The 26137-nt window shown below is 70.6% G+C and carries 23 protein-coding genes; 19 read left to right on the top strand and 4 right to left on the bottom strand.

What is annotated here, in order from left to right; all coding sequences use genetic code 11:
* The first annotated feature begins 338 nt into the window (after positions 1 to 338).
* From AC3IYJ_RS40460 to AC3IYJ_RS40375, 18 genes are all read left to right on the top strand, one after another.
* Entirely contained in the window at positions 339 to 932 is a 594-nt protein-coding gene (locus AC3IYJ_RS40460; RefSeq protein ID WP_489403351.1) for an LOG family protein, read from the top strand.
* 834 nt (positions 933 to 1766) lie between these two features.
* On the top strand, positions 1767 to 3443 hold the full coding sequence (locus AC3IYJ_RS40455; protein WP_489403212.1) for a phage tail sheath family protein: 1677 nt from the start codon (positions 1767 to 1769) through the stop codon (positions 3441 to 3443).
* Positions 3444 to 3525: 82 nt separating this feature from the next.
* Positions 3526 to 3978 (top strand): phage tail protein, encoded by a 453-nt coding sequence (locus AC3IYJ_RS40450; RefSeq protein ID WP_489403211.1) that lies wholly within the window; start codon positions 3526 to 3528, stop codon positions 3976 to 3978.
* Positions 3975 to 4454 carry a hypothetical protein gene (locus AC3IYJ_RS40445; RefSeq protein ID WP_489403210.1) on the top strand — a complete coding sequence of 160 codons (480 nt, stop codon included), beginning with the start codon at positions 3975 to 3977 and terminating at the stop codon, positions 4452 to 4454. Before AC3IYJ_RS40450 ends, AC3IYJ_RS40445 begins: the two co-directional genes overlap by 4 nt.
* Positions 4451 to 4615, top strand: coding sequence for a DUF6760 family protein (locus tag AC3IYJ_RS40440; RefSeq protein ID WP_489403209.1), 165 nt, complete (start codon positions 4451 to 4453; stop codon positions 4613 to 4615). Before AC3IYJ_RS40445 ends, AC3IYJ_RS40440 begins: the two co-directional genes overlap by 4 nt.
* Positions 4616 to 7916: 3301 nt before the next feature.
* Positions 7917 to 8273: a hypothetical protein gene (locus AC3IYJ_RS40435; protein WP_489403208.1), complete on the top strand. Its 357-nt coding sequence runs from the start codon at positions 7917 to 7919 to the stop codon at positions 8271 to 8273.
* Between the two features lie 2 nt (positions 8274 to 8275).
* On the top strand, positions 8276 to 8716 hold the full coding sequence (locus AC3IYJ_RS40430; protein ID WP_489403207.1) for a phage tail protein: 441 nt from the start codon (positions 8276 to 8278) through the stop codon (positions 8714 to 8716).
* Between the two features lie 119 nt (positions 8717 to 8835).
* The gene (locus tag AC3IYJ_RS40425; protein WP_489403206.1) at positions 8836 to 9528 is read left to right on the top strand and encodes a CIS tube protein; all 693 of its coding nucleotides are present in this window, start codon (positions 8836 to 8838) and stop codon (positions 9526 to 9528) included.
* Positions 9529 to 9611: 83 nt separating this feature from the next.
* Positions 9612 to 11420, top strand: a complete 1809-nt coding sequence (locus AC3IYJ_RS40420; protein WP_489403205.1) for a VgrG-related protein — start codon at positions 9612 to 9614, stop codon at positions 11418 to 11420.
* A 107-nt stretch (positions 11421 to 11527) separates the two neighbouring features.
* Positions 11528 to 11821 carry a PAAR domain-containing protein gene (locus AC3IYJ_RS40415; protein WP_489403204.1) on the top strand — a complete coding sequence of 98 codons (294 nt, stop codon included), beginning with the start codon at positions 11528 to 11530 and terminating at the stop codon, positions 11819 to 11821.
* A gap of 5 nt (positions 11822 to 11826) precedes the next feature.
* On the top strand, positions 11827 to 12291 hold the full coding sequence (locus AC3IYJ_RS40410) for a GPW/gp25 family protein (protein WP_489403203.1): 465 nt from the start codon (positions 11827 to 11829) through the stop codon (positions 12289 to 12291).
* Entirely contained in the window at positions 12278 to 14251 is a 1974-nt protein-coding gene (locus tag AC3IYJ_RS40405) for a putative baseplate assembly protein (RefSeq protein ID WP_489403202.1), read from the top strand. Before AC3IYJ_RS40410 ends, AC3IYJ_RS40405 begins: the two co-directional genes overlap by 14 nt.
* 82 nt (positions 14252 to 14333) lie before the next feature.
* Positions 14334 to 15017, top strand: coding sequence for a hypothetical protein (locus tag AC3IYJ_RS40400; RefSeq protein ID WP_489403201.1), 684 nt, complete (start codon positions 14334 to 14336; stop codon positions 15015 to 15017).
* A gap of 35 nt (positions 15018 to 15052) precedes the next feature.
* The gene (locus AC3IYJ_RS40395; RefSeq protein WP_489403200.1) at positions 15053 to 16282 is read left to right on the top strand and encodes a discoidin domain-containing protein; all 1230 of its coding nucleotides are present in this window, start codon (positions 15053 to 15055) and stop codon (positions 16280 to 16282) included.
* Entirely contained in the window at positions 16279 to 17604 is a 1326-nt protein-coding gene (locus AC3IYJ_RS40390) for a COG1470 family protein (protein WP_489403199.1), read from the top strand. Before AC3IYJ_RS40395 ends, AC3IYJ_RS40390 begins: the two co-directional genes overlap by 4 nt.
* Positions 17601 to 18248 (top strand): Pvc16 family protein, encoded by a 648-nt coding sequence (locus AC3IYJ_RS40385; RefSeq protein ID WP_489403198.1) that lies wholly within the window; start codon positions 17601 to 17603, stop codon positions 18246 to 18248. Before AC3IYJ_RS40390 ends, AC3IYJ_RS40385 begins: the two co-directional genes overlap by 4 nt.
* A 164-nt stretch (positions 18249 to 18412) precedes the next feature.
* Entirely contained in the window at positions 18413 to 19057 is a 645-nt protein-coding gene (locus AC3IYJ_RS40380) for a DUF4360 domain-containing protein (RefSeq protein ID WP_489403197.1), read from the top strand.
* A 58-nt stretch (positions 19058 to 19115) separates the two neighbouring features.
* Positions 19116 to 19784, top strand: coding sequence for a DUF4360 domain-containing protein (locus AC3IYJ_RS40375; RefSeq protein ID WP_489403196.1), 669 nt, complete (start codon positions 19116 to 19118; stop codon positions 19782 to 19784).
* 47 nt (positions 19785 to 19831) lie between these two features.
* Here AC3IYJ_RS40375 and AC3IYJ_RS40370 read toward each other — a convergent pair whose 3' ends face one another.
* The 3 genes from AC3IYJ_RS40370 to AC3IYJ_RS40360 all read right to left on the bottom strand — a co-directional run bounded on the left by AC3IYJ_RS40370 (position 19832) and on the right by AC3IYJ_RS40360 (position 23983).
* The gene (locus AC3IYJ_RS40370; protein ID WP_489403195.1) at positions 19832 to 20890 is read right to left on the bottom strand and encodes a hypothetical protein; all 1059 of its coding nucleotides are present in this window, start codon (positions 20888 to 20890) and stop codon (positions 19832 to 19834) included.
* Positions 20891 to 21017: 127 nt separating this feature from the next.
* The gene (gene bla / locus AC3IYJ_RS40365) at positions 21018 to 21932 is read right to left on the bottom strand and encodes a class A beta-lactamase (protein WP_489403194.1); all 915 of its coding nucleotides are present in this window, start codon (positions 21930 to 21932) and stop codon (positions 21018 to 21020) included.
* Positions 21933 to 22063: 131 nt separating this feature from the next.
* Positions 22064 to 23983, bottom strand: coding sequence for an ATP-binding protein (locus AC3IYJ_RS40360; RefSeq protein WP_489403193.1), 1920 nt, complete (start codon positions 23981 to 23983; stop codon positions 22064 to 22066).
* A gap of 322 nt (positions 23984 to 24305) precedes the next feature.
* Here AC3IYJ_RS40360 and AC3IYJ_RS40355 point away from each other — a divergent pair, with 322 nt between their 5' ends.
* On the top strand, positions 24306 to 24968 hold the full coding sequence (locus AC3IYJ_RS40355; protein ID WP_489403192.1) for a response regulator: 663 nt from the start codon (positions 24306 to 24308) through the stop codon (positions 24966 to 24968).
* Positions 24969 to 24970: 2 nt separating this feature from the next.
* Here AC3IYJ_RS40355 and AC3IYJ_RS40350 read toward each other — a convergent pair whose 3' ends face one another.
* A complete protein-coding gene (locus tag AC3IYJ_RS40350) occupies positions 24971 to 25708 on the bottom strand; it encodes a LuxR C-terminal-related transcriptional regulator (RefSeq protein WP_489403191.1) in 738 nt (245 codons plus the stop codon).
* Between the last annotated feature and the right edge of the window lie 429 nt (positions 25709 to 26137).

Here is a 26137-nt window from a genome sequence, read left to right as displayed (position 1 = left end):
CCAAACCTCGCACTCGGCTGTTCGCCACAAGCAGTCCTGTTTGCAGACCCGTTCGGCGAAATATTCACATGTTCACAATATTGAAACATGTGCAACCCAATGGCGTCCCCCATCCTCTTCCTTGACGGGTCGCTGGATGCTTGAGTGCGTTGAAAACGAGCCGTCCGTGACCCGGCAAGCCGTAGGAGGCGACTCTCGCCACTCTGGCATCAGATCGGCAGTCCATGGACATAGAGCGGCCAGGAGATCAGGTGCCAATTCCCTTGGGCGAGTTCAGCCGTGAACCATCGGGCATCTCAGTAAGGCGCCTCGGCGGTGCAGTGGAGTCGAGCGGTGGCCTGACCATCTGCGTGTTCTGTGGATCGGCTTCTGGGCAGGGCCGGCAATACATGCAGGCGGCGGAAGATTTTGGCCGCGCGTTGGCTGCTCGCCAAATCGGCCTGGTCTTTGGAGGCGCACGCTCCGGCCTCATGGGCGTGATTGCCGATACGGTTCTCGCGCAGAAGGGCAGAGTGGCCGGGGTGATACCCCAGGGCCTCGTGGACCGGGAACTCGCCCACTTGGAGGTTTCGCCGCTCTACGTGGTCCAGGACATGCATCAACGGAAGGCGCAGATGGAGAAGCTTTCCGACGGCTTCGTGGCGCTGCCCGGCGGTTCCGGGACCTTGGAGGAGTTGGCCGAGGTATGGACTTGGGGGCAGCTCGGCCTGCACGGTAAACCGTGCGGTCTGCTGAACGTCGCCGGCTACTACGATCCTTTCGTCGCTTTCATCGACCACATGTCCAAGGAGGGTTTCCTCGCCGCGCCCTACCGGGACATGGTCTTGATTTCTTCTGATCCCGAAGACCTCCTGGATCAGATGGCGGCCTATCAGCCGCCGCCAGTCAAGTGGTTGAGTGCGGCTGCAGGCAGTTCGGAAGCAGGCTGCTGAGTACCGGCGAATCTGCGATGCGCTCCATCGAGCCTCCGCCTTGGCTACCGCCGGAGCCGAACGCGCTGCCGCAGTGGCAGTCTCTGGTGTACGAGCACCTCGGGACTCGCGAGGCCGCGCAGGCACTGGGCCGGACGGGCCGGCGAACTGGCAACGGCCTGGCGATTGATCAGCCAAGGCGGCAACCGGTTGGCCGAGACCGAGACCGAGCAACTGTCCCCGCGGCCCACTCCGACCGCGCACGCGACTAAGGACGCTGCCACATCGTCCGGGCGCCGAGCGCCGCACTGGGTGTACCGCCGGCCGGTGCGTCTGCCCCGCCACAGTCACTGCATGAACCCCCGCGGCCACCCGGACGGCTCCTGCCAGCACGTGGAACGCATCATCCTGCCGGATTCTCCATGAGGTGATCCGCAGACGCCCCGGGCCACGGCTCCGGGCCTCGCGGTGACGGCCGTACTGCTCGTGCGCCGAATCTCCCGGAGGCTCGGCCGTATCGAAGGTTGACGAATTCATCCTGAAGTTGATCGTCGCCCATTCAATCGATTCGAGCCTCGGAGGCCCGCCGCCGTAGGCCAAAGGATGATCCGGTCGAAGCCTTGGATGACAAATTCTGTGGCGAACTCCCAGAATCCCTGCATTCGTTTGACACGGAGCCGACGGCTTGAACATGATCCAGCCAGAATCCACAGTCGAATGCTGGCAATACGTCAGATGCACGGCCAGAGAAACATGTTCAGGCCCGACGGTTGGTGTGCTCTTCCCCTCCCCACAGGAGAAGAGCGGTCCGTGAAACGGCTTCCCCCGCGGGAAAACTCGAAGAAGGAGGGCTGGATGCCTACCTACCTGTCTCCCGGCGTGTTCGTAGAGGAGAGCGCGGGCGGCTCCCGACCAGTGGAGGGCGTGGGCACGGCTGTAGCCGCGTTCGTCGGCTTCGCCGAGCAGGGGCCCCTCAACGAGCCGGTCCGCATAACCAACTGGGGCCAGTTCAGCAGGACCTTCGGTGACTTCATCGACGACTCCTACCTCGCGCACTCCGTCTACGGCTACTTCGCCAACGGCGGCGGCACCTGCTACGTGGTCCGTGTCGGCGGGAGTTCGGCGGCCGGTGACGCCGCCGAGGGTGCCCGGGCCCTGGGCGCTGCCCCGGCGCAGCCGCTCGGCGGCTTCCGCGTCGCCGCCCTGGCTGCTGCCGCCGGCCGTGACATCTCGGTCGACGTGAAGAAGAAGCCGGCCGACCCCAAGGCCAAGCGCCCCGCGGCCGGTGCCACTTCCGCCTCCGCCTCCGCCTCCGCCTCGGACAAGGCGAAGACGGCCAAGGAAGGCGACGCGCCCGAGACCGACGACGGCGCTGACGGTGGCGGCGACATCTTCACCTTCACCGTCAAGGTCGACGGCTCCGCCGCCGAGAGCTTCGACGTCTGCGCGGAAAAGTCCTCGCCCGCGTACGTGGTGACGCAGGTCAAGGAGCGCTCCCGGTTCGTCATGGTGGAGGAGGCCCCCGCCACGACCGGTGCCGCGCTCGCACTGCCCGACTCCTCCACGTTGGCGCTGCCCGCCGCCCCGGCGCCCGGCGCCACCGGCGCGCAGGTCGCCGCCAAGGATGTCGTCGGCCGCTACGTCGGCAAGGTCAGCGACCGTTCCGGCCTGTCGGGCCTGGAGGCCATCGACGACGTCACCATGGTCGTCGCCCCCGACCTGATGGCCGCGTACGAACGGGGCGACCTCAGCCGCGAGCAGGTCAAGGCCGTCCAGATGGCCATGATCAACCACTGCGAGAACATGGCCAACCGCATGGCCGTCCTCGACCCGCTGCCGGACATGGGCCCCACCGAGGTCTACGAGTGGCGCCAGAACGAGGCGGGTTTCGACTCCAAGTACGCCGCCCTGTACTACCCGTGGATCCAGGTCGCCGACCCGTCCTCCGGCAAGGGCTTCCTGATGCCGCCGTCCGGCCACGTGGCTGGCCTGTGGGCCCGTAACGACGAGGCCCGCGGCGTGCACAAGGCCCCGGCCAACGAGGTCCTGCGGGGCGCGCTCGACCTCGGCATCCAGGTCACCAAGGGTGAGCAGGAGCAGCTCAACCCGGCGGGCGTCAACTGCATCCGCAGCTTCCCCGGCCGCGGCATCCGCGTGTGGGGTGCGCGCACCCTCTCCAGCGACCCGGCCTGGCGCTACCTGAATGTCCGACGCCTCTTCAACTACCTGGAGGAGTCGGTCTACCTGGGCTCGCAGTGGGTGGTCTTCGAGCCCAACAACGAGCGCCTGTGGGCCACCATCCGGCGCAACATCGCCGCGTTCCTCACCAATGAGTGGCGCAGCGGCGCCCTCTTCGGCAGCTCGCCGGAGGAGGCCTTCTACGTCAAGTGCGACGCGGAGACCAACCCGCCGGAGGTCATCGAGTCCGGCCAGGTCATCTGCGAGATCGGCGTGGCCCCGGTGAAGCCGGCGGAGTTCGTCGTCTTCCGGATCTCGCAGGAGTCCCTTTCCGGTGCCGGAGCGGGCGAGTGACCCGGTGACCCGGTGACCCGGCAGCTTCGCCACCGCCCGCCCGCACATCCCTTTCGCACGACCCGAACGATAGGAGCCTGTCATGTCTGAGAACACCTCCACCGGTGCTCTCTTCCTGGCCAACACCTTCACCATCCAGATCGACGGCATCAAGCTGGAATCGCTCAAGAGCGTCAGCGGCCTGAGCCTGGACGTCGACGTGGTCGTGAGCGAGAGCGTCGCCGAGAGCAACGGGTCGCACTTCACCAAGAAGGTGCCCGGCAAGAAGAACGTTCCCAGCATCACGATCGTCCGTGGGCTGGACAAGAACCAGGCCCTCACCGACTGGATCTCCAAGTCCCGCGCGGAGACGATCAGCGAGGCGAAGAAGAACGTCACCATCGTCTTCGAGGACAGCGAGAAGAAGGAGAAGCGCACGGCCACGCTCGGTGGGGTATGGGTGAGCAACTGGAGCGTCAGCGACCTCGGCGCCGGCCAGTCGTCCGAGGTCGACGAGACCGTCGTACTCCAGTGTGACACCATCGAGTTCAAGTGAGGCGAGGGCGCGTAACCGAGGCGGGGCTCCCCTTCACCGGGGTGCCGGCACCGGCCGCCGCGCCCGCTCCTTCCCGTGAGAGTGCCGCAGGCCCGCACGGCGGGTCTGCGGTGCTGCGCACCGAGTTCCCCTTCACGCTGCCGCGCGGCTACGTGGACCGGCAGGGCACGGTGCACCGGGAAGGCGTGATGCGCCTGGCCACCGCCCGCGACGAGCTTCTCCCGCTCACCGACATGCGGGTGCGGGAGAACCCCGCCTACCTCTCGGTGGTGCTGCTCGGCCGGCTCATCACGCGGCTCGGCACGCTGACGGACGTCGATGCGGAGACGGTGGAGCAACTGTTCGCCGCCGACCTCGCCTTCCTCCAGCGGTTCTACGAGAAGATCAACACCGACGGCACCTCACTCGCCTCGACCGTGTGCCCCGGCTGCCACCACGAGTTCGACGTGGACATGGGCAGCCGCCTGGGGGAATGAAGGTGTACGCGGCCGAGGACCTGCGCTCCGAGATCGCGTACATCGCGTACCACTTCCACTGGCCGCACGGCGAGCTCCTGGACCTCGACCACATCCAGCGCCTCGCCTACATCCGCCAGATCACCCACATCAACCAGCGTCTTGCAGACGGGACTCACTGACATGCTGCAGCGGATCACCGGTGGCGGCCGCCGCGCGGGCCGCCGGGGGGCGGCGCCGACCGACGCCGTGGACACCGTGGATGCCGCGGTCCCGGCAGTGGAACGCGTCCCCGCGGTACTGGCGCGGGCCGTCCGTGCGGTGACGGCCGACGGCGTGCGGCCGGTCACGGACGCACGGTGGGTGACCGAACGGCTGGCGGCCTTCCAGGACCACCGACTCTCCGGTGAGCTACGAACGGTGATGGACCGTGAGCCTCCGCTGGTGTTCCGCGCGCGGGCGGGGCAGTGGGACGCGTCGCTGACGTACCGGCCTGCGGCGCAGCTGTACTGGCGGCCGACGGCGGGCGCGGATACCGCCCCCGCTTCGGAGCGCGGCCGGTCCGAGCAGCCGTCGGACACCGGGCCGCAGACGGATGCGCGGCCGCGGCGGCGACAGGGCCGTGCCTCGCTGTCGGCCGACACACCGGTCGACAGCGCGGCCGGCACACCGGCCGACGCTGCACGAGCCCTCCGTTCCGGGAGGCACGTACCCCATGCCCTGGCGGCGAAGCCCTGCGAGACGGCTCACCCGACACCGCAGGGGCAGCCCGACGCCCCCGGCCGCCGCCTCCCCCGATGGCTCCGCGCGGCGCTCACGTCCGCGTCCGTCCCGTCCCACCGCTCCCCGGCGCGCCCCGCGCACGCTACGGAGCACCTCCCGCTCACGCCGCGCCACGAACCGCGTACCCCGGACCGCATCACGGCCGACGACCCGGCAGGATCCGAACGAGACGGCCTGAAGGCCGCGCCCAACCCGGCCCACGCCAGCGCCGACGCGAACCCCTCCGGCGCCGACCCGCAGCCGCCCACCCGGACACCCGCGCAACACCTGACCCTCCCGGCGACCCCCGCCCGGCACTCCGCCGCTACAGCGAACGCCCGCCCCCAGCAGCAACCGGACACCACTACCGCCGCACCCCGAACCGCAGCCACGACCCCATCAGATGTCCGGCCCAACCCGGCCCACGCAGCCGTCGACACCCGTCGCCCCGCTACGCGCCCGCCCACCGGGGCACCGACGACACGGCCCCGGAATGTCCCGGCCGACGACCCGGCAGGATCCGAACGAGACGGCCTGGAGGCTACGCCCGACCTGGACCGCGCCAGCGCCCTCGCCGACGTGCACACCTCCCGCGCAAACCCGCAGCCGCCCACCCGGACACCCACGCAACGCCTGACCGCACCGACGGCCACCGCCCGACACTCCACCGCTGCCGCGGACGCCCGCCCCCCGCAGGGAGCGGACACTGCTACCGCCGCACCCCGAACCGCAGCCACGACTCCATCAGATGTCCGGCCCGACCCGGCCCACGCAGCCGTCGACACCCGCCGCCCCGCTACGCGCCCGCCCACCGGGGCACCGACGACACGGCCCCGGAATGTCCCGGCCGACGTGGACGCCGCCTCCGATCACGGGCCCGCGTACGACGCCGCGACACCATCAGCAGCTGCGCCGCCCCATGCCACCACCGGCGCGGCAGCAGCGGTGACGGCCGAGCCCACCCAGCCTTCGGCACGCCCCATGGCACCCCGAAGCGCTGCGGTGAGCACAGAGCTCCCAGCAGCGCAGAGCTCCCACACGGGCCCGCCGGTGCAGGGGACCACGGACGGACAGGCCGTCCCGGCCCCGGCCAAGGCGGTACGAGCTGCCGCGTCGCACTCCGGCCACGGCGCACCCCTGCGCACGCCGAGCCTCGAACACTCCGAGGCCCTCGGCCTCCCCCTCCCGCACCGGCCCACCGGCGCGCGCACCGCCGCAGCAGAGGAGAAGGCCTCCGGCTCCGGGAACGCCGGTGTGACCACGACCAAGGCGGTACGGGCGACGGGTACGGACGTCCCGGTCCGTACCCCGGACCGTGCCGCACTCCACCGGCAGAACACCGCCGCATCGGCCGTCGGTCCTTCGCCCGACGCCCGCCCGGTGTCGGAGCCCGAGTCTGCGCAGGCGGGCACGCCGACCGGTGCCGATACCCGGAGCCCCGTACGCCGCCGTAACCGGCCGACCGAAGCCAACGCCGCCGGCGCGAAAGCGAACCCTTCTTCGGCCGCGCCCGCGGCAGCGCGGACGACCGCACCGAATCCGGACTCCGAAGGCCACAGCCTCCCCCTCGCCCGTCAACCGGCCACTACCCAGGGCTGGGGAGCTGTCGGTACCGCTACGGCCGACCGGCAGACCCCCGTCGAAGAGCACTCCGACGCGATCACGGCCGGGCCAGGGCGGGAGGCGGACGCACAGGCCCCCGGCCCCGCCGCTCCGCTGCACGTCCAGACCCCCTATCGCCCCTCCCTGGACGGCCTTCCGCTCGCCGAGCGGGCCCCCAGCATGCGACCGGACACTCGATCGGCCCGGCCCGCCGACGGAGGCAATCGTCCTGCCGGAGGGCCTGAGGCGGCCGCCCCGACCCAGACTTCGACCCAGAATTCGACCCGGGCTTCGACCCGGACTCCGGACATGGCATCGGCCCCGACGAACGGGGCGAACACCGGCTCGAGCCCAGCCCCTCAGTCCGCCGGAACCCATGCCCGAGCCGTCGATGACCGGCCCACCACCCACGAACGTGGTCGGACGGCCGGGGTCAAGACGGCCCACCCCGGCGGCACTCTCGACCCCCGCGCCCAGCCGAACACTCGAACCACCGTCGAAGCCCATGCGGTGCAGGGGACGGACGCGCCGAGTCCAGGTCCCTCGGCTCCCCTTCGTGCCCGGAACCCCGGGCACCCCGTCGTACCGGACCTCCCCCTCGCCCCGCGGGCCGCTGCCGCCGCAGACGAGGCGGTGCCTGCGAATGCACCGGCCTTCGAGAGGCCGGATGCCCCAGCGGAACGGACGGGCCCCGACCAGCCGCAGCCCGCGACGACGGCCGTGGAAGGAGTTGTGCACCGCGCCGCGAAGGCGGATGCCCGCCGCCCACACGCTGCAGATGACAACGCACTGCCCACGCCGTCCGGCACACGCTCGCCCGCGGCAGCCTACGGCGACACGGCCGAAGCGCTACGGGAGCCCCACGCCCCGTACCCGGCTGCGCCTGCGCCCGTGAACGTCACCGGCCCGTCCTACGCGGACACACGCGTCCGGTCGCGTCGCCCGGACCTCACGCGCCCCGGGACGTCGGAGGACACCGACGCCGTCGCACCGGACCCACCACTCTCCAGTCCGGCAGACCGGGCCACCGGTGCCGCGACGCGCGATGCCGAGCCGGAACAGCCTCGCCCGGCCTCCGGCGCGGGCAGGGGCCGGGGCACGCAGCGCCCGGAGGCGGGCATGGTGCGCGCGCCCGCCACGGGGCTTCGGGGCGCAGCCGCGCGACGCCCCTCCGTCGGCAGACTCGCGCCCACCCCGCGACCCGGTCGCCGCCCCGATGACCCGAGCGGTTCGTACGGCGCCCTCGGCACGGAGTTGCCCGGCGGCAGCGCACCGTTCACCCGGCCCGATCCTGCGCCCGTCGGCGACGACATCAGCACCGGCACCGGCGCGTACCCCGTGTTCCGCGCCTTCGGTACGCGTTCGCCCGCCGTCCGCGCTCCGGCGCCATCGGGCGAGCCGGCCCGTGCGGACGTCGCCGCCTCGGTGGTCTGGGGCATCCCGCCGGTCCTCCTCGACAAGGAAAAGGGGGCCTAGCCATGGCCGACCCATCAGCGCAGGCCATCTCCGTCCACCGGTTCGCCCTGTCGATCGACGGCAAGAATCTGGGCTTCTTCTCCCGGTGCACCGGGCTGGCCCTGTCGGTCGAGGTTGACAAGGTGACAGAGGGCGGCATCAACGACTCGCCGACCTACCTCAACAACCGCATCACGTACTCACCCCTCGTCCTGACCCGCCCCATCACGGGCAAGTCGATGGAGGCGTGCCAGTGGGTCCAGGACTCGGTGCGCAAGGCGGACCGTCGGACGGGACAGATCTCCTGCATCGGCGAGGACGGCAAGACCGTGGCCAAGTGGGACCTGCTCGACGTGATGCCCGTGGCGTGGCGGGGTCCGAGCCTGGACGCCGCGGGCGGCGGGGTCGCGATGGAGGAGATCGAGTTCATCCACAGCGGGTTCTTCCCAGCCGGGCAGACCTAGGCCGTCTCTTCCGGATCTTGCCGGGCCCGCGCCGCCCGGCAGCGCACCGAGGCACGGCACCGGACGACGCGGACCTGACCGGCAAGATCCGGAAGAGACGACCTAGAAGAGGAGGCGACGTGCCGGAGAAGAAGATGGTCAAGGCCACCTTGGAGATCTACGCCCCGCCGACGGGCGGAGGGACGGATGCCACGCGGCGCGAGGAGATCGCGCTCCAGTTCAATCCGGCAGAGCTCTCCCTGGTCAAAGAGGTGTCCTGGGTGCGGCACAACGCGCGGCTCGCGCAGCACACCTCGGTGCCGGAGTTCACCGGCAGCCGACCTCGGGTGCTGACGATGTCCGTCGTCCTCGACGAGAAGGACAAGCAGGGCCAGTCCGTCGATCAGCGGGTGTCCAAGCTGCTGGCCTGCTGCACGCCCACCGAGAGCAGCCGTTCGGACGACCAGCCTTCGCCGCCCTGGGTCAAGTTCCGCTGGGGGAGCTTCGATTCGGTGTCCTTCATGGCCTTCCTCAGCAGCGTCCGGGCCACGTACACCCGGTTCTCCGCCGAGGGGGATCCGCTGCGCGCGATGTGCGAGATCACCCTGGAGGAAATCGGCAGCACCACGAAGGGGCAGAACCCGACGTCCGGTTCGCCCGGCTCCCGGCAGTCCTGCGTGCTCGTACGCGGGGACTCCCTGCAGTCCGTGGCCGTGCGCAGCACCGGGCGCGCCGGTGACTGGCGGGCGATCGCCGAGCTCAACGGGATCGACGACCCGTCAAAGGTCAACCCCGGGCAGGTGCTGTTGCTGCCGGGATCCGCCGACTACTGATCGGGGCCGGCCGCCGCCCGGCGCCGAAGCTCCGAGCAGCACCCCCTGTACCTCCGCCGCCCGCACACGTAAGGACCACGCACATGACCGGCCGTCACACCGCTGGACTGGGCATCCGGGTCGACGGCCGCCGTCTGCCGCCGGCCTTCGACCTCGCTCTCGCCTGGGCGTCCGTGGAGGAGAACGGAAAGGACTCGGCCGCCGCCGAGTTCGGCTTCCGGGACCCGCGCGAGGCGTCCCTGCTCGCCGAGACCGGAATCGGGTTCGGCAGCAGGATCGAGCTGACCGCTTTCGCGTCCGACGGCAAGCACGATCTGTTCGAGGGCGAGGTCACCGAGTGCGAGGCCCGGGCCACCGCGGACGTCGGCGGGCGGGCGGGCGGCGGCAGTGGTGTGCTCACGGTGATCCGGGCCCAGGACCATGCGCACCGGCTGCGGCGCGGTACCAGGACGCTGGCCTACCACGAGATGTCTGCCGCCCAGATCGTCCAGAAGGTGGCCGACCTGGCCGGGGTGCGGACGGGAACGGTCGACGGCACGCGGTTGGTGTACCCGTTCCTCACCCAGCCCGCCATGTCCGACTGGGACTTCCTGGCCCACCTCGCCCGCGAGAACGGCCGGGATCTCTTCTTCCGTGACGGCGAGCTCCAGTTCCTCAAGCCCGCGCGGGCCTCCGACGCACCCGCGACGGGGACGCCGGCCCGGCAGAGCCCGTTCGCCCTCCAGTTCGGCGAGAACCTGGTCAAGGTCAGTTCGGCGGCCTCCCTCGACGGCCAGGTGAAGAAGGTGGCGGTGCGCGGCTGGGACCCCGGCCGCAAACAGCCGTTCGCGGCCGAGCACGCCCCGGGGCAAACGGCGCGGCACAGCGGCGCGTGGAAGGCGGACGCCTCCGCGGTGCGCGGGGAGCCGCTGGTGCTGGCGGGGCTGCCGCGCGGTACGCAGGACGAGGCCGAGCAGCTCGCCGGGACGATGTCCCAGGAGGTTGCCGCGGGGCTGACCCGGCTGCGGGCGGTGGTGCGCGGGGAGCCGCGGTTGCGGCTGCGCTCGGCGGTGTCCCTGACCGGTCTGGGCAAGAAGTTCGAGGGCCGGTACACCGTCACCTCCGTACGGCACGAGTACCACCCGGAATCGGGCTATCTGACGGAACTGACCGTCGACGAGGGCGCGGACTCCGCGGCCGCCGGGCGTCCCGGTGACGGCGAGGCCGGGTTGCGCCGCTTCTACGGGCTGCTGCCGGGCACGGTCGTCAACATCAAGGACGAGCAGGAGCAGGGCCGCGTCAAGGTCCAGCTGCCGTGGCTGTCCGCGGAGTACGAGAGCAACTGGGCGCGGACCGCGCAGCTGGGCGGCAGCCGCGGCCACGGCGTGGTGCTGCCGGAGGTGGGCGACGAGGTGCTCGTCGGCTTCGAGCACGGCTGCCTCGACCGGCCGTACGTCCTGGGCGGGCTGTACAACGGCGTGGACAAGCTCGCCCCGCACCACCTGGACCTTGTCGACGGAGGCAAGGGCGCCACCAACCGGCGGTCCTTCGCCTCGAAGGAGGGCCACCGGCTGGAGCTGCTGGACGCGGGCGGTCCGGGCATGGGCGCCACGCTGATCACCGGTGACGGCAAACTCCAGATCCGGCTCGACCAGCACGACACCGTGGTCTCGATCAAGAGCGACGGCAAGGTCGAGATCACCTCCGCCAAGGGGATCACCGTCGACGCCGGCACCTCGGACCTGGACCTCAAGGGCCGGAAGGTCACGGTGAACGCCACGGAGAGCTTCGCGGTGTCCGGCGCGAAGATCAATCTCGATGCCTCGGCCCGCCTGGAGGCCACCGGAGCAACCGTGAAGGTCTCGGGCAGCGCTCTCGCGGAGATCTCCGCCGCCCTCGTCAAGATCAACTGACGCCCCGCCACTCTCACCGAAGCCGACGACCCGAGGACCCGACCAATCGCCCCATCGCCCCATCGACCCATCGACCGACCCCCCTCCACCGGAAGGAGAACGCGACCATGCCTCCCGCAGCACGCATAGGCGACCCCACCCTCCACGGCGCCGCCGCCGGAGTGGTGACCGGCCCGCCGATGGCGGTCAACGTCCTGATCGGAGGCCAGCCGGCCGCCGTGGCCGGATCGCTGGCCACCTGCATCGGCCCCCTGCACATCCCGCCGATCCCGCCGGTTCCGGTGGTCGCCGTACGGAAGGTGCTCATCGGCGGCATGCCGGCCGCGGCGATGGGCGACACCATCGCCTGCGGCGGCGGCATCATCGCCGTCGGCTGCCCGACCGTCATGATCGGAAGCTGAGCCGCGTGTCCGACTTCTTCATCGGTCGCGGCTGGGCCTTCCCGCTGGGTGTGAGCCCCTCCGGCGGGGTGGCGATGGCCGGCGGCTCCGCCGACGTCGAGCAGGCCATCCGCCTGATCCTGGGGACCGAGCCCGGAGAACGGCCCATGCGGCCGGAGTTCGGCTGCGCGATCCGCGACCGGGTCTTCGGCTCGTTCGACGCCTCCAGCAGCGGGGCCATCGCCCACGAGGTACGCCGGGCGCTGGAGCGCTGGGAGCCGCGGATCGTCGTGCGCGACGTCAGCGTGGTCCAGGCAGCCGGACACCAGGAGGTGCTCGACATCCAGGTCGACTACCAGCTGGCCGGCACCAACAGCCGCCGCAATCTGGTCCATCCGTTCTACGTGATCCCCGCCCACGACGGCGGCGGGGCCGCACGCCCCGAGCACCCCGGCGGCGAACCCCGGAGGGAAGACGATGTCTCTGCCTAGCCCCCACCTGGACGACCGCCGGTTCCAGGATCTCGTCGACGACGCCAAGCGCTTCATCCAGCGCCGCTGCCCCGAGTGGACCGACCACAACGTCTCCGACCCCGGTGTCGCGTTGATCGAGGCGTTCGCGCAGATGGTCGACCAGCTCTCGTACCGGCTGAACCGGGTCCCCGAAAAGATCCACCTGGAGTTCCTCGAACTGCTGGGCGTGCAGCCGACCGCCCCTCAGGCGGCGCGAACGGAGCTCACGTTCCACCTCTCCGCCCCCCAGCGGGCGGATGTGGCCGTCCCGGCCGGGGCGGAGGTGGCCACCCCCCGTTCGGGCAGCGCCGCGGCACGGGTGTTCACCGTCGACCGGCAGCTGGACATCGTGGCGACCGAGCTGCGCCACATCGGCTCGGCGCCCGCGGGACAACCGCCCGAGCTGGTCACCGAACGGTTCGCCGCCGGAGAGCCTGTCACCTGCTTCGCCCAGCCGCCGGTACCCGGAGACGCGCTGCTGGTGGGCCTGTCCCAACCCGCACCGCGCTGCGCGGTCGCCTTGCGCGTGGAATGCGCGACGGACGGAGTGGGAGTGGACCCGCGGCGCCCTCCGAGGATCTGGGAGGCGTGGTGCGGCGACGGCTGGATGCCGTGCGAGGTGGAGAGCGACGGCACGGGCGGCCTGAACCGGCCCGGCGAGATCGTGCTGCACGTGCCCGACTGGCACACCGCCTCGCTGATCGGCCGCCGCCGGGCCGGCTGGCTGCGCTGCCGGATCACCGAGGGCCGACCGGGGCAGTCCCCGTACTCCTCCTCCCCCAGGATCAGCTCCCTGGAGGCGTACACCGTGGGCGGGACCACGAGCGCACAGGAAGGCGAAACGATTCCGCACGATGAGCTCGGCGTCTCCGACGGCACGGCGGGCCAGTCCTTCACGGTCCACCGCACCCCGGTGGTCGCCGGATCGCTTCGCGAGGTCGCCGTGGACACCAAGGCCGGCCGCCAGCTGTGGAAGGTGGTCCCCTCCTTCGCGGACTCCACACCCACCGACCGTCACGTGACCGTCGACGAGGCGGGCGGCACCGTCCGGTTCGGCCCGTCCGTCCGACAGCCGGACGGCGAAATGCGCCAGTACGGCGCCGTACCCGAGATCGGCACCAGGATCACCGCCGGCGCCTACCGACGCGGTGGTGGCCGCGAGGGCAACGTGGCCGCATCGGCGCTGACCGTGCTGCGCACCCCCCTCGCACTGGTCTCATGGGTGGAGAACCGCAAGCCCGCGACCGGCGGGGTCGACGCCGAGTCGGTGGACCACGTACGGCGACGGGCCGGCCAGTGGCTGCGGACCCAGGACCGGGCCGTCACGGCCAGGGACTACGAGTCGATCGCGGCCGCGGCCTGCCGGAACGCGGGCCGGATCGACTGCGTGGCCGAGCCGGCGGGCTCCGACCGGGCAGGACTGGTGCGGATACTGATCGTCCCTCAGGTACGGGATGTGCGCGAGGAGAACAGCTGGCGGGAGCTGGTGCCCTCCGAGGAGATGCTGCTCTCGGCCGCGCGTGCAGTCGAAGCGGCGCGTCCGCTCGGCACGACGGTGTCGGTGAGCGGCCCCGCGTACCAGGGCGTGACCGTAGTCGCCGAGGTCGAGGCGGTGAAGGGCGCGGACCGGGCCGGGGTCAAGGAACGGGTACTGCGCGCGCTGTACGAGTGCCTGAGCCCGCTGCCGTCCGCGACCGCCTCCGCCGGCGCATCCGCCACCGCCCGTTCGGGCTGGCCACTGGGGCGGGCGCTGCGGCTGAGCGACCTGTACGCGGTCGCCGCACGCTGCGAGGAGGTCGAATCGGTGATCAAGCTGGAGATGTACGCGGCGGACATCGGCAGCGGCGAGCGGCAGCCCGCGGCCGATCGCATCGACGTGGGCCCGGCAACGCTGTTCCTGTCCTTCCGCCACCAGGTTGCCGTGAAGAACGCGCGCTGAGCATGCGGACCTGTTGGAACGAGGACAGCCGTGACCACGAGGGCGGCCGGCCGACGAATGAGAGACGGACGGGAACAGATCCATGGAGAAGCTGTCGTCACCTGCGAGCGCGGCATCCCGGGCGGTCGCGGGAGCGCGGGCCGGTACGCCCGTTCCGGCGCCCGGGCAGCCGTCGGACCTGCCCCCGCTGGTTCCCGGGAGCCGCTCGCTCCGCGCGATCCTGCCGGAGGGCTACCGGCAGGGCGACTTCGCCGACCGGTTCATCACCGGGTTCGACGACACCCTGGCACCGCTGATCACGGCGCTGGACTGCCTGGACGGGTACTTCAGCCCGCGCACCGCCCCGGACCACTTCGTCACCTGGATGCTGAGCTGGTCCGACACCTCCCTGCCCCCGTGCGTGGGCTCCACGGGACGGCGCAACGCGCTGCTGCTCGGACACCGGCTGCACGGGCTGCGCGGCACGGCCGCGGGACTGGAACTCCTGGTGCGCACCGTGCTGGGCGGGCGGTTGGAGCTCACCGAGTCGGGTGGGACGCACTGCACGACCGGGCCCGACGACCCCGGAGTGCCGGTGCCCGCCGGGGCACGCGCGCACGTACGGGTACTGCTGCCGTACGGGATGTCGGCGGGGCGCCCGGGGGTGGTGGAGGACGTGGAGGAGCTGGTCCGCGAATGGATCCCGGCGCATGTCGGGGCCGAAGTGACGGTCGAGGACGACGAGGACCCGCTGCTGGCGCGGGGCATGGTGGGGGGTACGCACTGATGGGGACGAACTCGTCCGGGCACGGGGACCGACGCATGCCCGGGGACCAGGGCATCTGCCGCAGCTGCGGGGCGGCGACCTACCCCGGGGAGATGTTCTGCGTCTCGTGCGGCGCGTACATGGGATGGGACACGACCGGAGGCAGCCCGACGGTCGTGCCGGAGCCGGTCCGCACGGAGGCGGCACCTCCCGGCCCGTGGGGCCCGGAGTACGGACGCGGCGACGGGCCCGCGGGGTACGGACGCGGCCACGGACTCCCGGGGTACGTGCCCCAGCCGGAGTTCAACACCCCGGCAGAAACGGGACCGTGGGCTCCGCCCGACCGGCCCGAGGCAACAGGACGACGGGGACGACATGCCGCGCCCCGGTCCCCGCACCCCGTGGCACCGGCCGCCGCCCGGTCCGTCGCCCCCGAACCCCTGGCGGCGCAGACCCAAGTGATCAGGGGCGAGGTGGTGCTCTGGACCACTCTGCCCGAGGAGCCGGGCGTACCAGGGCACCTGCCGCGGGATGCCACTTCCGCCGACGCGATGCCGCCCCTCCTGCTGTGCCCGGCCTGCCGATCCCACAACGCCGAGAACCGCACGTACTGCCGGCCCTGCGGCACCCTGCTGCGCCCGGACCCCGGACCCCCGGACCTCACGCGCTGGCAACAGCTGCGCGAGAAGTACCTGGAGAGGCCCGACATCTGGCACTGGGACCGCCGCCTGGCCGTCATCGCCGCCGCGTTGCCGGTGTGCATGGTGGCCGGGATGTCGCTGGGCAGCGCGGCCGCGGCGGTGGAGCGCGCCGTACCCCTGGTCAAGGACCGCTTCCTGTCCCAGTACGCGGTCGCGCCGGACTCCGTCTCCGCGTCCAGCTCGGCCAAGGGATTCGAGGCCAACCTCGCCTCCGACGGCATCGACAACAAGGCCTGGGCCCCCAAGGGCACCGGCCAGGACGCCGTCGGCCAGTACTGGACGGCCAAGTTCCAGACGCCCTTCCGCCTGACCTCCCTGGTTCTCATCAACGGCGCGTCCGCAACGCCCGGGCAGTTCTTCGAGACCGGCCGGCCCACGCGCATCACCGTCTCGGCGACCACGGACCAGGGGATCGTGCGGAAGGAGATCACGCTCGGCGGCCAGCCCGGCCCGCAACGCTTCGACCTGGGCATCGACAACGTCGTCGCCGTACAGGTGCAGATCGACGCCGTCCACCCTGGGCTCAAGCCCGGCATGCCCGTGGCCATGGCCGAGATCCAGTTCTTCAGCAGGCAGGGGTCATGAGCGTACGGGCCGAACTGACCGTTCCCGAGGGCGTGATCACGCCGGGCGGTTCTCTGACGGCGCACCTGAACGTGTGGAACGAGAGCCGGGTCGTCGACGCCTACCGGCTCCGGCTCATCGGACCACCGGCCGAGTGGCCCGACACCGAGGCGGATCTCGGCCGGCTAGCCGTCTACCCGGGCAACCACGAGAAGATCAACATCCCGATCACGCTGCCGCGCGAGAGCAGCCTCGCACCCGGAATGCTGACCTTCGCCGTCCTCGTCGCCTCGGTGGAGGACCAGGGCGCGGTGGCCGTCCCCGAAGCCGCCATCAACGTGGGCGAGTTCCACGACATCGCGCTGGCACCGGTCCGCCCGCGCACGGGCGGGGCCCTGCGGGCGAGCAACCTGATCGTGGTGGAGAACACCGGGAACGCGACGACGACCGTACGGCTGCAAGCGGCGCCCGAGGCCGAGGACGCGACCGTACGGCCCCACCTGCGGCGCACCCGGCTGCCCCTCAAGCCCGGCGAGCGGGCACGGGTCAGCCTCATGGTGCGCGTGCTCAACCCGGTGTTCATGGGGACCGCGGCCAACTGGCGGATCTCCGTGCGGGCCTGCTGGGGTCACGGGGAAGAGCGCGGCACTGCATTCGTCCACCGGCAGCGGCCGATACTGCCCAAGCCCGCGGTGAAGGCGCTGATCGCGACGACCGTCGTGCTGACCGCCTTCGCCGCCCTGTGGATCTCCCCGGTAGGCGGCAAACGGCCGAAGGCCGGAACCGAGTCCGCCACGGGGCCTTCGCAACTCGATTCGGTGGCGGAGGCGGAGAAAAAGGAAGCCGACCGGACGAAGGCGGAGCAGGAGAAGGAGAAGAAGGACCAGGAAGCGGCGGGCGCTGCGAAGAAGGAGCCGTTCCAGATGTCCCTGACCGCCGACACCAGGAGCGGCAAACCGGCCGACAGCTACACGGTGCGCAAGGGCTACCGGCTGGTCGTCAAAAAGGTGCAGCTGAGCGCCACGGGGCCGCCGACCGGAATACTGGTGCTCAAGGCCGCGAGCCGGCAGTTGCAGACCACCGCGGTGAACAACGTCAAGGACTACGAGCCGCCCGCCCCGCTGTCGGTGGCGGAGGGCGAGAAGTTCACCCTCGAGCTGGAGTGCGCTCCCCCGCCGTCGGGGCTTCCCGTCCCCGTGCCGTCGAGCCCCGGCGCTCCGCCCTCTCCGGGGGCGCCCCCCTCTCCCGCGGCGCCGACCGCCTGCGTCGCCACCGCCACGGTCGTCGGCGACCTGATCCCGCTCAAGGGACCGAACGCCGAGAAGGAAGGATCCGCGCCGTGAGCATCGTCCAGCATGTCGACGACACCCTCGAGAGGGAGTTGCGGCAGGGCCCACTGCACGGTGTGCAGGCGCAGGTCGTCTTCGACACCCCGAACTCCGACTGGGCCGCACGGCGCTCGGGGCTGTGCGTGAACCTCTTCCTCCACAGCATCGAGGAGGACATGAAGCAGCGGCAGTCCGGCGACACGAGCATCATCGACGAACACGGCGTCGTCGTCGGCTACAACAGACCGACCCGCTTCTTCCACCTCGGCTACGCCCTCACGGTCTGGGGCCACAGCCCCCGCGACGAGCACCGGATGCTGGGCACCCTGCTCGAGTGGTGCGTCGCCACCGAGCACCTGGTCCCGTTGCCGGGCCGGACGGCGAGGGGCGCGCTGTCGCTGAAGCTGCGCGAGACCACCGAGGGTGGCGAATCCCCCGCCGCGAAGCTCTGGTCGGGCCTGGGCACCCCGGCCCGGCCGGTCCTGGACCTCCTGGTGATGGTGCCGGTCACCCGCCCGGCCACCGCGGTCGAGACCGAGCCGGTCAAGGGCATGACCCTGCGGGCCGAGCGCCTGGACCTACCGCTGGTCCCGGAGAACCGCCCCGCCCGCCCCAGCGGCGGGGCCCGCCTGCGCCGCAATGTGGAGGAGATCGCCTGAAGTCGAGGTCGGCATGAGGCCGAAAAAGGCTCTTCGAGCAAATTCGGGCCAATCTTGCGCGCCCTGCCGTACGAAATGACGGCTCAACATGCCCTATACATCGGAGTTCATCGGCGCCAGGATATCGCTGCACCCAGCACCCGTGAAATATGGATCGGATTTTCATGCCCAAACCGATATTCATTGGCTGCGCGGCGGTTGCACTGGTGGCCGCTTCATTCTCGCCCTCTTCCGCTGCCACCAGGGGCGACACACCGCCGCCCGACAAGATCGTGATCGACCTGGTGAACGTCATCGGATCGGGCTGCCCGCCCGGGACCGCACAGGTGGCCGTCTCTCCCGACAACACCGCCTTCACCGTCACCTACAGCCAGTACACGGCGAAGGCCGGCGGCGGCGCCGCTCCCCTCGATTTCCGCAAGAACTGCCAGATCGGCCTGAACGTGCACGTCCCCCAGGGGTTCACGTACGCCGTCGCCCAGGCCGACTACCGCGGCTTCGCGCACCTCGAAAAGGGAGCGACCGGGCTCCAACGCACCAGCTACTACTTCCAGGGCATGTCACAGACGGCATACACGAACCACTCCCTGACCGGCCCGAAGGACGACAACTGGCAGAACTCCGACGTCACGGCCGTCGAGTCCCTCGTCTACGCCCCGTGCGGCGCGGAGCGAAACTTCAACATCAATACGGAACTCCGCGTGACCACCGGAACGCCGAATCCCACTCCGATGAGTTTCATGTCGATGGACTCGACGGACGGAAGCTTCAACACCCTGTACCACTTCGCCTGGAAAAAGTGCTCCTGAAATTTTGGCATTTTTGCAGGGCCCACCATCGACCGAATGCACAGAGTAGGGGATATTCATGCGCAGATCGACGATGACCGGCGGCGCCGTATTGGCTTTTCTGGCCGCTTCGCTCTCTCCTTCGGCCACCGCGGCCAGCGCGGCCACGCACGACGTCACACCGCCTGACAAGGTGTCCATAGAGGTGGTGAACGTCAACGGTTCGGGCTGCCCGGCCGGGACCGCCGCGGTGTCCGCCGCTCCGGACAACACGGCCTTCACTGTCGCCTACAGCGACTACACGGCGCAGGTGGGACGTGGCGCCGGGCCCACCGACGTGCGCAAGAACTGCCAGCTCAGCCTGAACGTGCACGTCCCCCAGGGGTACACGTACGCCATCGCCCAGGCCGACTACCGCGGCTTCGCGCACCTCGAAAAGGGAGCGTCCGGGCTCCAGCGCGCCGGCTACTACTTCCAGGGCATGTCACAGACGGCTTACGTCGACCATCCCTTCACCGGCTCGACGGACGACAACTGGCAGCACTCCGACGTCACGGCTGTCGAGTCCCTCGTCTACGCCCCGTGCGGCGCGGAGCGACTCCTCAATGTCAACACCGAGCTGCGCGTGAAGGCCGGCAGCTCCGACTCAAGGTCCACCAGCTTCATCTCCATGGACTCGACGGACGGGAGCGTCAATACGCTCTACCACTTCTCGTGGAAGCGATGCCCCGGCAGTCATCACGGCTGACAGGTCGCTCCTCATCAAGTGATCGCTCTCCGAGCGGGCCGGGGTCGTCAGTCGATGTGAGCCAGGATCACGACGTCGGCCCTGTCTCCGGCCTCCTGCGGGAACCGGGCCGAGCCGCGGGGAATCAGCTCCTCGACGTGGAGCACCGTGCCCGCCGGGAAGGTCACCTCCTGCTCCGACTTGTTGTTCGCACCCAGCGACCGGCCGGGGTGGCCCACCGGGATCCGGATCCGCCAGACGACCTTCTTGCCGTTGATGAAGTTGTGCGTCTTCGGGTCGCCGAAGGTGGTGGAGAGGATCCCGGGCCACACCACAGGAGTGTCCACGGGGATCCCGGATGCCCCGGCAAGGTGGCGTCCGGGATCGAGGAGGCCGCCGAAGGCGGAGTACAGCGCTTCGCTGTCGCCCCGCCAGACGACGCCTTCGGCCACATCCGCCGCGTCGAACTCCCGCCATGCCTGGTGCAGACGCTGGAACAGCAGGAACGTGCCGAACAGATGGGCCCAGTCCCATCCCCCGACGTCCGCGGTGCAGGCGTAGCGCCGCTGGAGGGCGATCGCGCTCCAGGACCGCACCAGCAATTGCCGCTCCTCCGGCTCGGTCGGCAGCCGGAAGCCCTCCCGCGTGTACTCCCCTTGCGGATACCGTTCGGCGAGCGCGGCCAGCAGGGGATTGATCCTGCGGTAGTCGGCGCTGAGGTAGTTCTCTCCCGTGTCGACCCGCCGGGCGCGCCTCGCCTCCGGCTTGTTGTTCCGCTCGCTCCACATCCTCAGGCCCGCCGAGCCGTCCCCGACCGCCCATCCGAAATCGCCCGGTGCGGCGCTGCGGGTGGTGCCGCTGCCGTCGGACGAGCCGATGGAGTAATTCACCTTGCGGGTGAAGCGGTTCGGGCGGGACTCCTTGATCAGGTATCCCGTCTCGGCCTTCGGGTGGGACATTCCGCGGACGTACTCGTCCGCCTCCTCGGGCGTGAGCTCCCCCGTGCTCTTGGCAGAGATCCGTACGAGCGCCGTCCCGGGTTCGAGCCCCGGGGGCAGGCCCGTGGGCTCCGCGGACTCCGGGGTCCGGCCGGGCAGCGGCGAAGGTGGAGCGGCGGGGCGGAACAAGGCGGGCAGCGGTGGAGCCGTGAGGGCCGACGGCGGTGGCAGTGGCGGTGGCGGAGCAGGGCGCCGTTGCTGCACCGGCGAGGGGGGCGGGGATGTCTTCTGCCGGCGTTCGCTGTGCGCATACATGTCAGGTCAGCTCCGCTGCCACCAGTGCGGCGGCCTTGGCGACCAGCAAGTTGTCCGTCGGGCCTTCGGGAGCACGTTTCGTCGAAAGGACGGCCAGGACAAGAGGCGGCTGTCCAGGAGGCCAGACGATACCCACGTCGTTGGCGACCCCGTACTGCCTGCCCCCGCCGGTCTTGTCCGCCAGGGTCCAGTCGGCGGGAAGACCGGCGCGAAAACGCTCGCCATTGGTCGTGTTGGCCACCAGCCAACCCGTCAACCGTTCCCGGTCCTCCGGTGCGAGAACGCTGCCGATGGTGAGCCCCGCAAGCGTCTGCCCGATGGCACGAGGGCTGGTGACGTCGGTCGTCCGCCACGGTTCCGCCGAATTCAGCTCGGGCTCCCACCGGTCGAGCCGGGTTACCCGGTCCCCGATCGAGCGGCAGAAACGGGTGATCGCCGCAGGTCCGCCGAGCTCGCGCAGAAGGAGATTCGCCGCCCCATTGTCACTGTGGGAGACGCTGGCGGCACACAGGTCCTCGACGGTCATGCCATCGGCCACATTCTCCGGCCTGCCCGTGATCGGTGCGTAACCCGAGTCCGTCACGTACTGCTCTGTGTACCGGATCCGCTTGGCGAGGAACGTGCCGTCGTGATCGAGGTCCCGCAGGACGGCCGCGGCAGCGAGTGCCTTGAAAACCGAGCACATCGGAAAGCGCTCGTCCCCGCGATACCTCACGGTCCGGCCCGTGGCCGTATTGCGGGCGTACACCCCGAGCCTTGCGGAAAACTCCTCCTCGAGTTCACACAGCCGCCTGGACACCGTCCCTGCGGACTGAGGTGAGGCGTAGGCCGCGGTGGACGTGGCCGCAGCCAGTGCAGCTCCTGCTCCGAGGGCCAGCACCGCACGGCGGCCGGGACCGGATCCTGTGATTTCCAAGGTCGACTTCTCTCCACTCCTGGGGTGACAGCGTTCACCCCGATACCCATCAAGACGCCATGAATCGCTCATACATTCCCATTCGTCGCGATCCGGCACTGCTTACCTCGATTCGGCGCCGCCCGGCCGCCTCAGACCACCCGGGAGAAGAGCCGTCCCAACTTGGCGTATTCGGCCTCTATGCCCTGCATCAGGTCCTCGCCCGTCAACGGGCCGCCGCGCGCGACCGCCGCGAAGACGGCGCTCTCCACGCAGGCGCGGATGCTGCCGCCCGCCAAGTCATAGGCCTGGGCGAGGCTGTCGACGGGAAGTCCGGCGGGGGCCGCCCCGCCCAGCAGGGAGCGCCACAGCCGGGCACGGACCTCGGGGCCGGGACTCTCGAAGTGGACCACCTCGTCGAAGCGGCGGGTGAACGCGCTGTCGATGTTGGAGCGCAGGTTGGTCGTGAGGACCGCCAGACCGTTGAAGGCCTCCAGGCGCTGGAGCAGGTAGCCGCTCTGCATGTTGGCGTGCCGGTCGTTGGAGCCCTTGACCTCGCCGCGCTTGGCGAACATCGAGTCGGCCTCGTCGAAGAGGACCACCGCGTCGAGGGTGTCGGCGGCGGAGAAGATCCGTTCGAGGTTCTTCTCGGTCTCGCCGATGTACTTCGAGACGACGGACGGGAGGCTGATCACGTAGAGGTCGAGGCCCAGTTCCCCCGCCACCACCTCCGCGGCCATGGTCTTGCCGGTCCCGGACTCGCCCGCGAACAGGCTCGTGACGCCCCGGCCCCGTCCCCCGCCGCGGCGCAGGCCCCAGTCCTCGAAGACGGCGTCGCGGTGGCGGGCCCGGGCGACGAGCATGTCGAGCCGGGTGCGGACCGCGGCGGGCAGCACCAGATCGGGCCAGCCGACCTCGGGGACGATGTGCCGGGCCAGGGACCCCAGTTCGGAGGCGGAGCGCTGCCGGGCCACGGCCCGTACCTCCTGTGGGGTGGGTCGGGCAGCGTGCAGGGCGCGGCTGCGGTGCAGGCGCTCGACGGCGGCCGACGCCGCCGCCCCGAGCCGGTCGCCTGCGCGCCGGGAGCCGGCATCGGCGCCGCGCAGGTCCGTCCCGGCGGGTGCGAGTGCGTCCCACTCGTACGCGGCCCATTCCTGGGCGCCGTAGAGCAGCAGGGGCAGCGGCTCCTCGTTCAGGCGGGTGACCAGCTGCCGCAGCAGGTCGGTGCGGTCGGCCGGCGCGGTGCCGGGTGGCTGCAGGGGAACGAGGATCGCGGCGCCGCGCAGGCGGGCCTCCAGGGCGGCCTGCGCGGCCAGTTGGGCGGGGGGCTCCTGGGCGGTGGCGAGGGAGTCGGGGTCCAGCAGGAGCGCGACGCGGCCGACGGCGGCGAGGGCTGAGCGAGCGGCGGGCAGGGCCTCGCCGCCGATGCCCTGGCGCAGGTAGCGGGTCCGGTGCGGGTCGGTGGCCAGTTCCGCGTCCAGGACGCTCACGGCCCGGGAGTCCGGGTCGTCGGGGTGCGGCGGCAGGGCCCGGAGCCAGCGGGGGCCGGCCTGCGGCCCGGTTCCGCTGCCGCTGCCGCTGCCGCCGAGGAAGTCCAGGAGCCGGTCGGGGACGCTCAGCACCCGGTCGGGGAAGGCCGCTTCGGGGTTCTCGTACGCCACCAGGCCGGACCGCAGCAGCGGGAACCCCTCCCGCAGCAGGCCGCGCGCGAGGGCGTCCGCGGCGCTGAGGCCGTGGGCGGCCAGTGCCACGGAGACGGTCGGCCGGGAGGTGGGCAGACCGCTCAGGTACCGGAAGGCGGTGCCGCAGACGGGGATGATCTCGGGCAGCAGGCAGGTGAGCAGCAGGTCGCACTCGGTCCCGGTGAGACCGAACTCCGCCGCGAGGTGCGCGAGCCGGTCCCCCTCGGCGGCAAGGCCCGCGAGCTGTGCGGCACCGGGCCACGGCCCTGCCTCGGGCAACGGGTCCGCGGGCTCCGTCGCGCCGCCGTCCTCGGTGTGGGGCGCGTACAGGCGGCGCAGCCGGTCCTCGACCGCCTCCAGCCGTTCGTCGAACAGGCTTCGGGTGGTCATGGGGCGGCGGCTCCCTCGGCGGCGGCTGTCGGGGCGGGGTTCACCGGCCGAAGTCAACAGGATGAAATCACTGGTTACTGTCATCTTCCGTCGCAAAGGCGCACCGAAGGTGGACAAGCGGGATGGCGGGGCTTCACACGGGTGGCTGACGGCAGCACATGAGGGGGGCAGCCCTCCGGCCGCTTGCCGCTGCTCCTCGCCGAAGGAGCCTCGACCTGATAACAGTTGACCCGGATGCCGACGCTTCGCCCCCATTCATCCAGCCCGTTCATCCAACCCGTTCGATCAACCCGTTCGATCAACCCGGAAGGAACAGCTCCCTGTGCCCATACCCGTACGCGTCCTCGTCGTCGACGACGAGGCCATCAGCCGGTACGGCCTGACCCGTCTCGTCGACTCCATGCCCGGGTACGCGGTCGCAGCCTCGGCCGAGGACGGCACGCAGGCCGTGGCAAAGGCGCGCGAGCACGACGTGGACCTGGTCCTGATGGATCTGCGGATGCCGCGGGTCGACGGGGTGGAGGCGACGCGGCGGCTGATGCGCATCGAGAACCCACCGCCCGTCATCGTGCTGACGGGCTTCGCGGTCGACGCATGCGCGTTGCGGGCCCTGGAGGCCGGCGCCCGCGGGTTCCTGGTCAAGGACATCCGCGCGGAGGATCTGCGCGACGCCATGGACTGCGTCGTGAACGGCGGTTCCCTCGTCTCGCCGGAGATGCTCGGCCTGATGATGGCGAAGGCGTCGAGGGGCAAGGCCGCCGTACGGGACACCGAGCGGCTGGCGCCCCTGACCGATTCGGAGCGCGAGGTGCTGCGGATGGTGGGTGCAGGGCTCAGCAACACCTGCATCGCCGAGCGGCTCTACCTGTCCCTCTCCAGCGTCAAGGCTCACGTCTCGCGCATGCTGCAGAAGCTGGACCTGGACAACCGCACCCAGGCCGCGGTCCTGGCCTTCGAACTCGGCCTGCTGGACGAGGCGGCCTGACCTCACGGAGCTCCGGGGCCGCGGTGACGTCCCGTCATTCCGGTCTCGTTCGCCACCAGCGCGGCCTGCGTACGGTTGTCGAGATGCAGTTTGGCCAGCAGCCGGGACACGTACGTCTTCACGCTCGCCCGGGACAGGTGCAGTTCGCGGGCTATCCTCTCGTTCTCGAAGCCGTATCCGAGGAGTTGCAGGACATCGCGCTCGCTCTCGTTGAGCAGACCGATCCGGTGGTGCGCCCGGGAGAACTGCGCACCGGAACCGGCCGGCCTGTCCATGAGTCCGCCGAAGACCTCCGGCGCGATCGCACACCCGTCGGCCAGCACGTGGCCCAGTACGGCGTCCAGCAGCCCGGCGTCCAGGGGCTTGGTGACGAATCCGCGCACCCCGGCGTCCAACGCCTCGTCCAGCCCGCCGTGTCCGCCGCCCTCGGAGACCATGACGACCTTGGGCGGCCGGGGCAGCAGTCCACCCAGCTGTTCGGCACGCAGGCCCAGTTCGTGGGCCAGCGACAGGTCCATGACGATGAGTTCGGGCTCCGTGCTGCGCAGCTGGCGCGCCACGTCGGGGGCGGTCGAGGCTTCCGCGACCACCTCGTAGCGGCCCAGGTCCTCAAGCACACCGCGCAGTTGCATGCGGAATGCAACATCACGGTCCGCAAGGAGAACGGTACTCCGCGACGAGTCCTTCCTTTCGCCCGCAGGTACCTGATGAATTTTCGCCGTCGAGTTCACGATCGCCATTGTGGCGCACTTCGGACAGTTCACTGAGTCATGAATTCCTAAAGGCCTTCAGAAGCCCATGAAAATGATCTTCCTGGCCCCAAATTGGCGCCCCAACCCGTCTGTATAGTGAGCCGAGATCCACAAGGAACCCACCTCACACCCTCCCCCGCAGAAGGCCTGAACCATGCACGACTTCCACAGACTACTGGCCCACCGCACGGGGTTACGTTCCCTCTGGCCGCCGAGTGATACGCCACTGTACGACGCGGTCGTCGCCGATCTCGGAAATCCATTGACGGACTGGCCCGCACCCGGTGATCTGGTGTTCATCTGGGGACAGCATCTCGAGCACCTTCCGCGTTAGGGGCTTTAGTCCCGAAAGCCGGGCCGAAGGTCCATAAAATGGATCCGGGGAAACTTCCTCTCCGTACGGAGTCAACCTTTGGC

The organism is Streptomyces sp. GL_140 (genome assembly GCF_057834465.1).
Note: the sequence above shows the minus strand (reverse complement) of the source record. Positions and strands in the feature narration are given on the sequence as shown.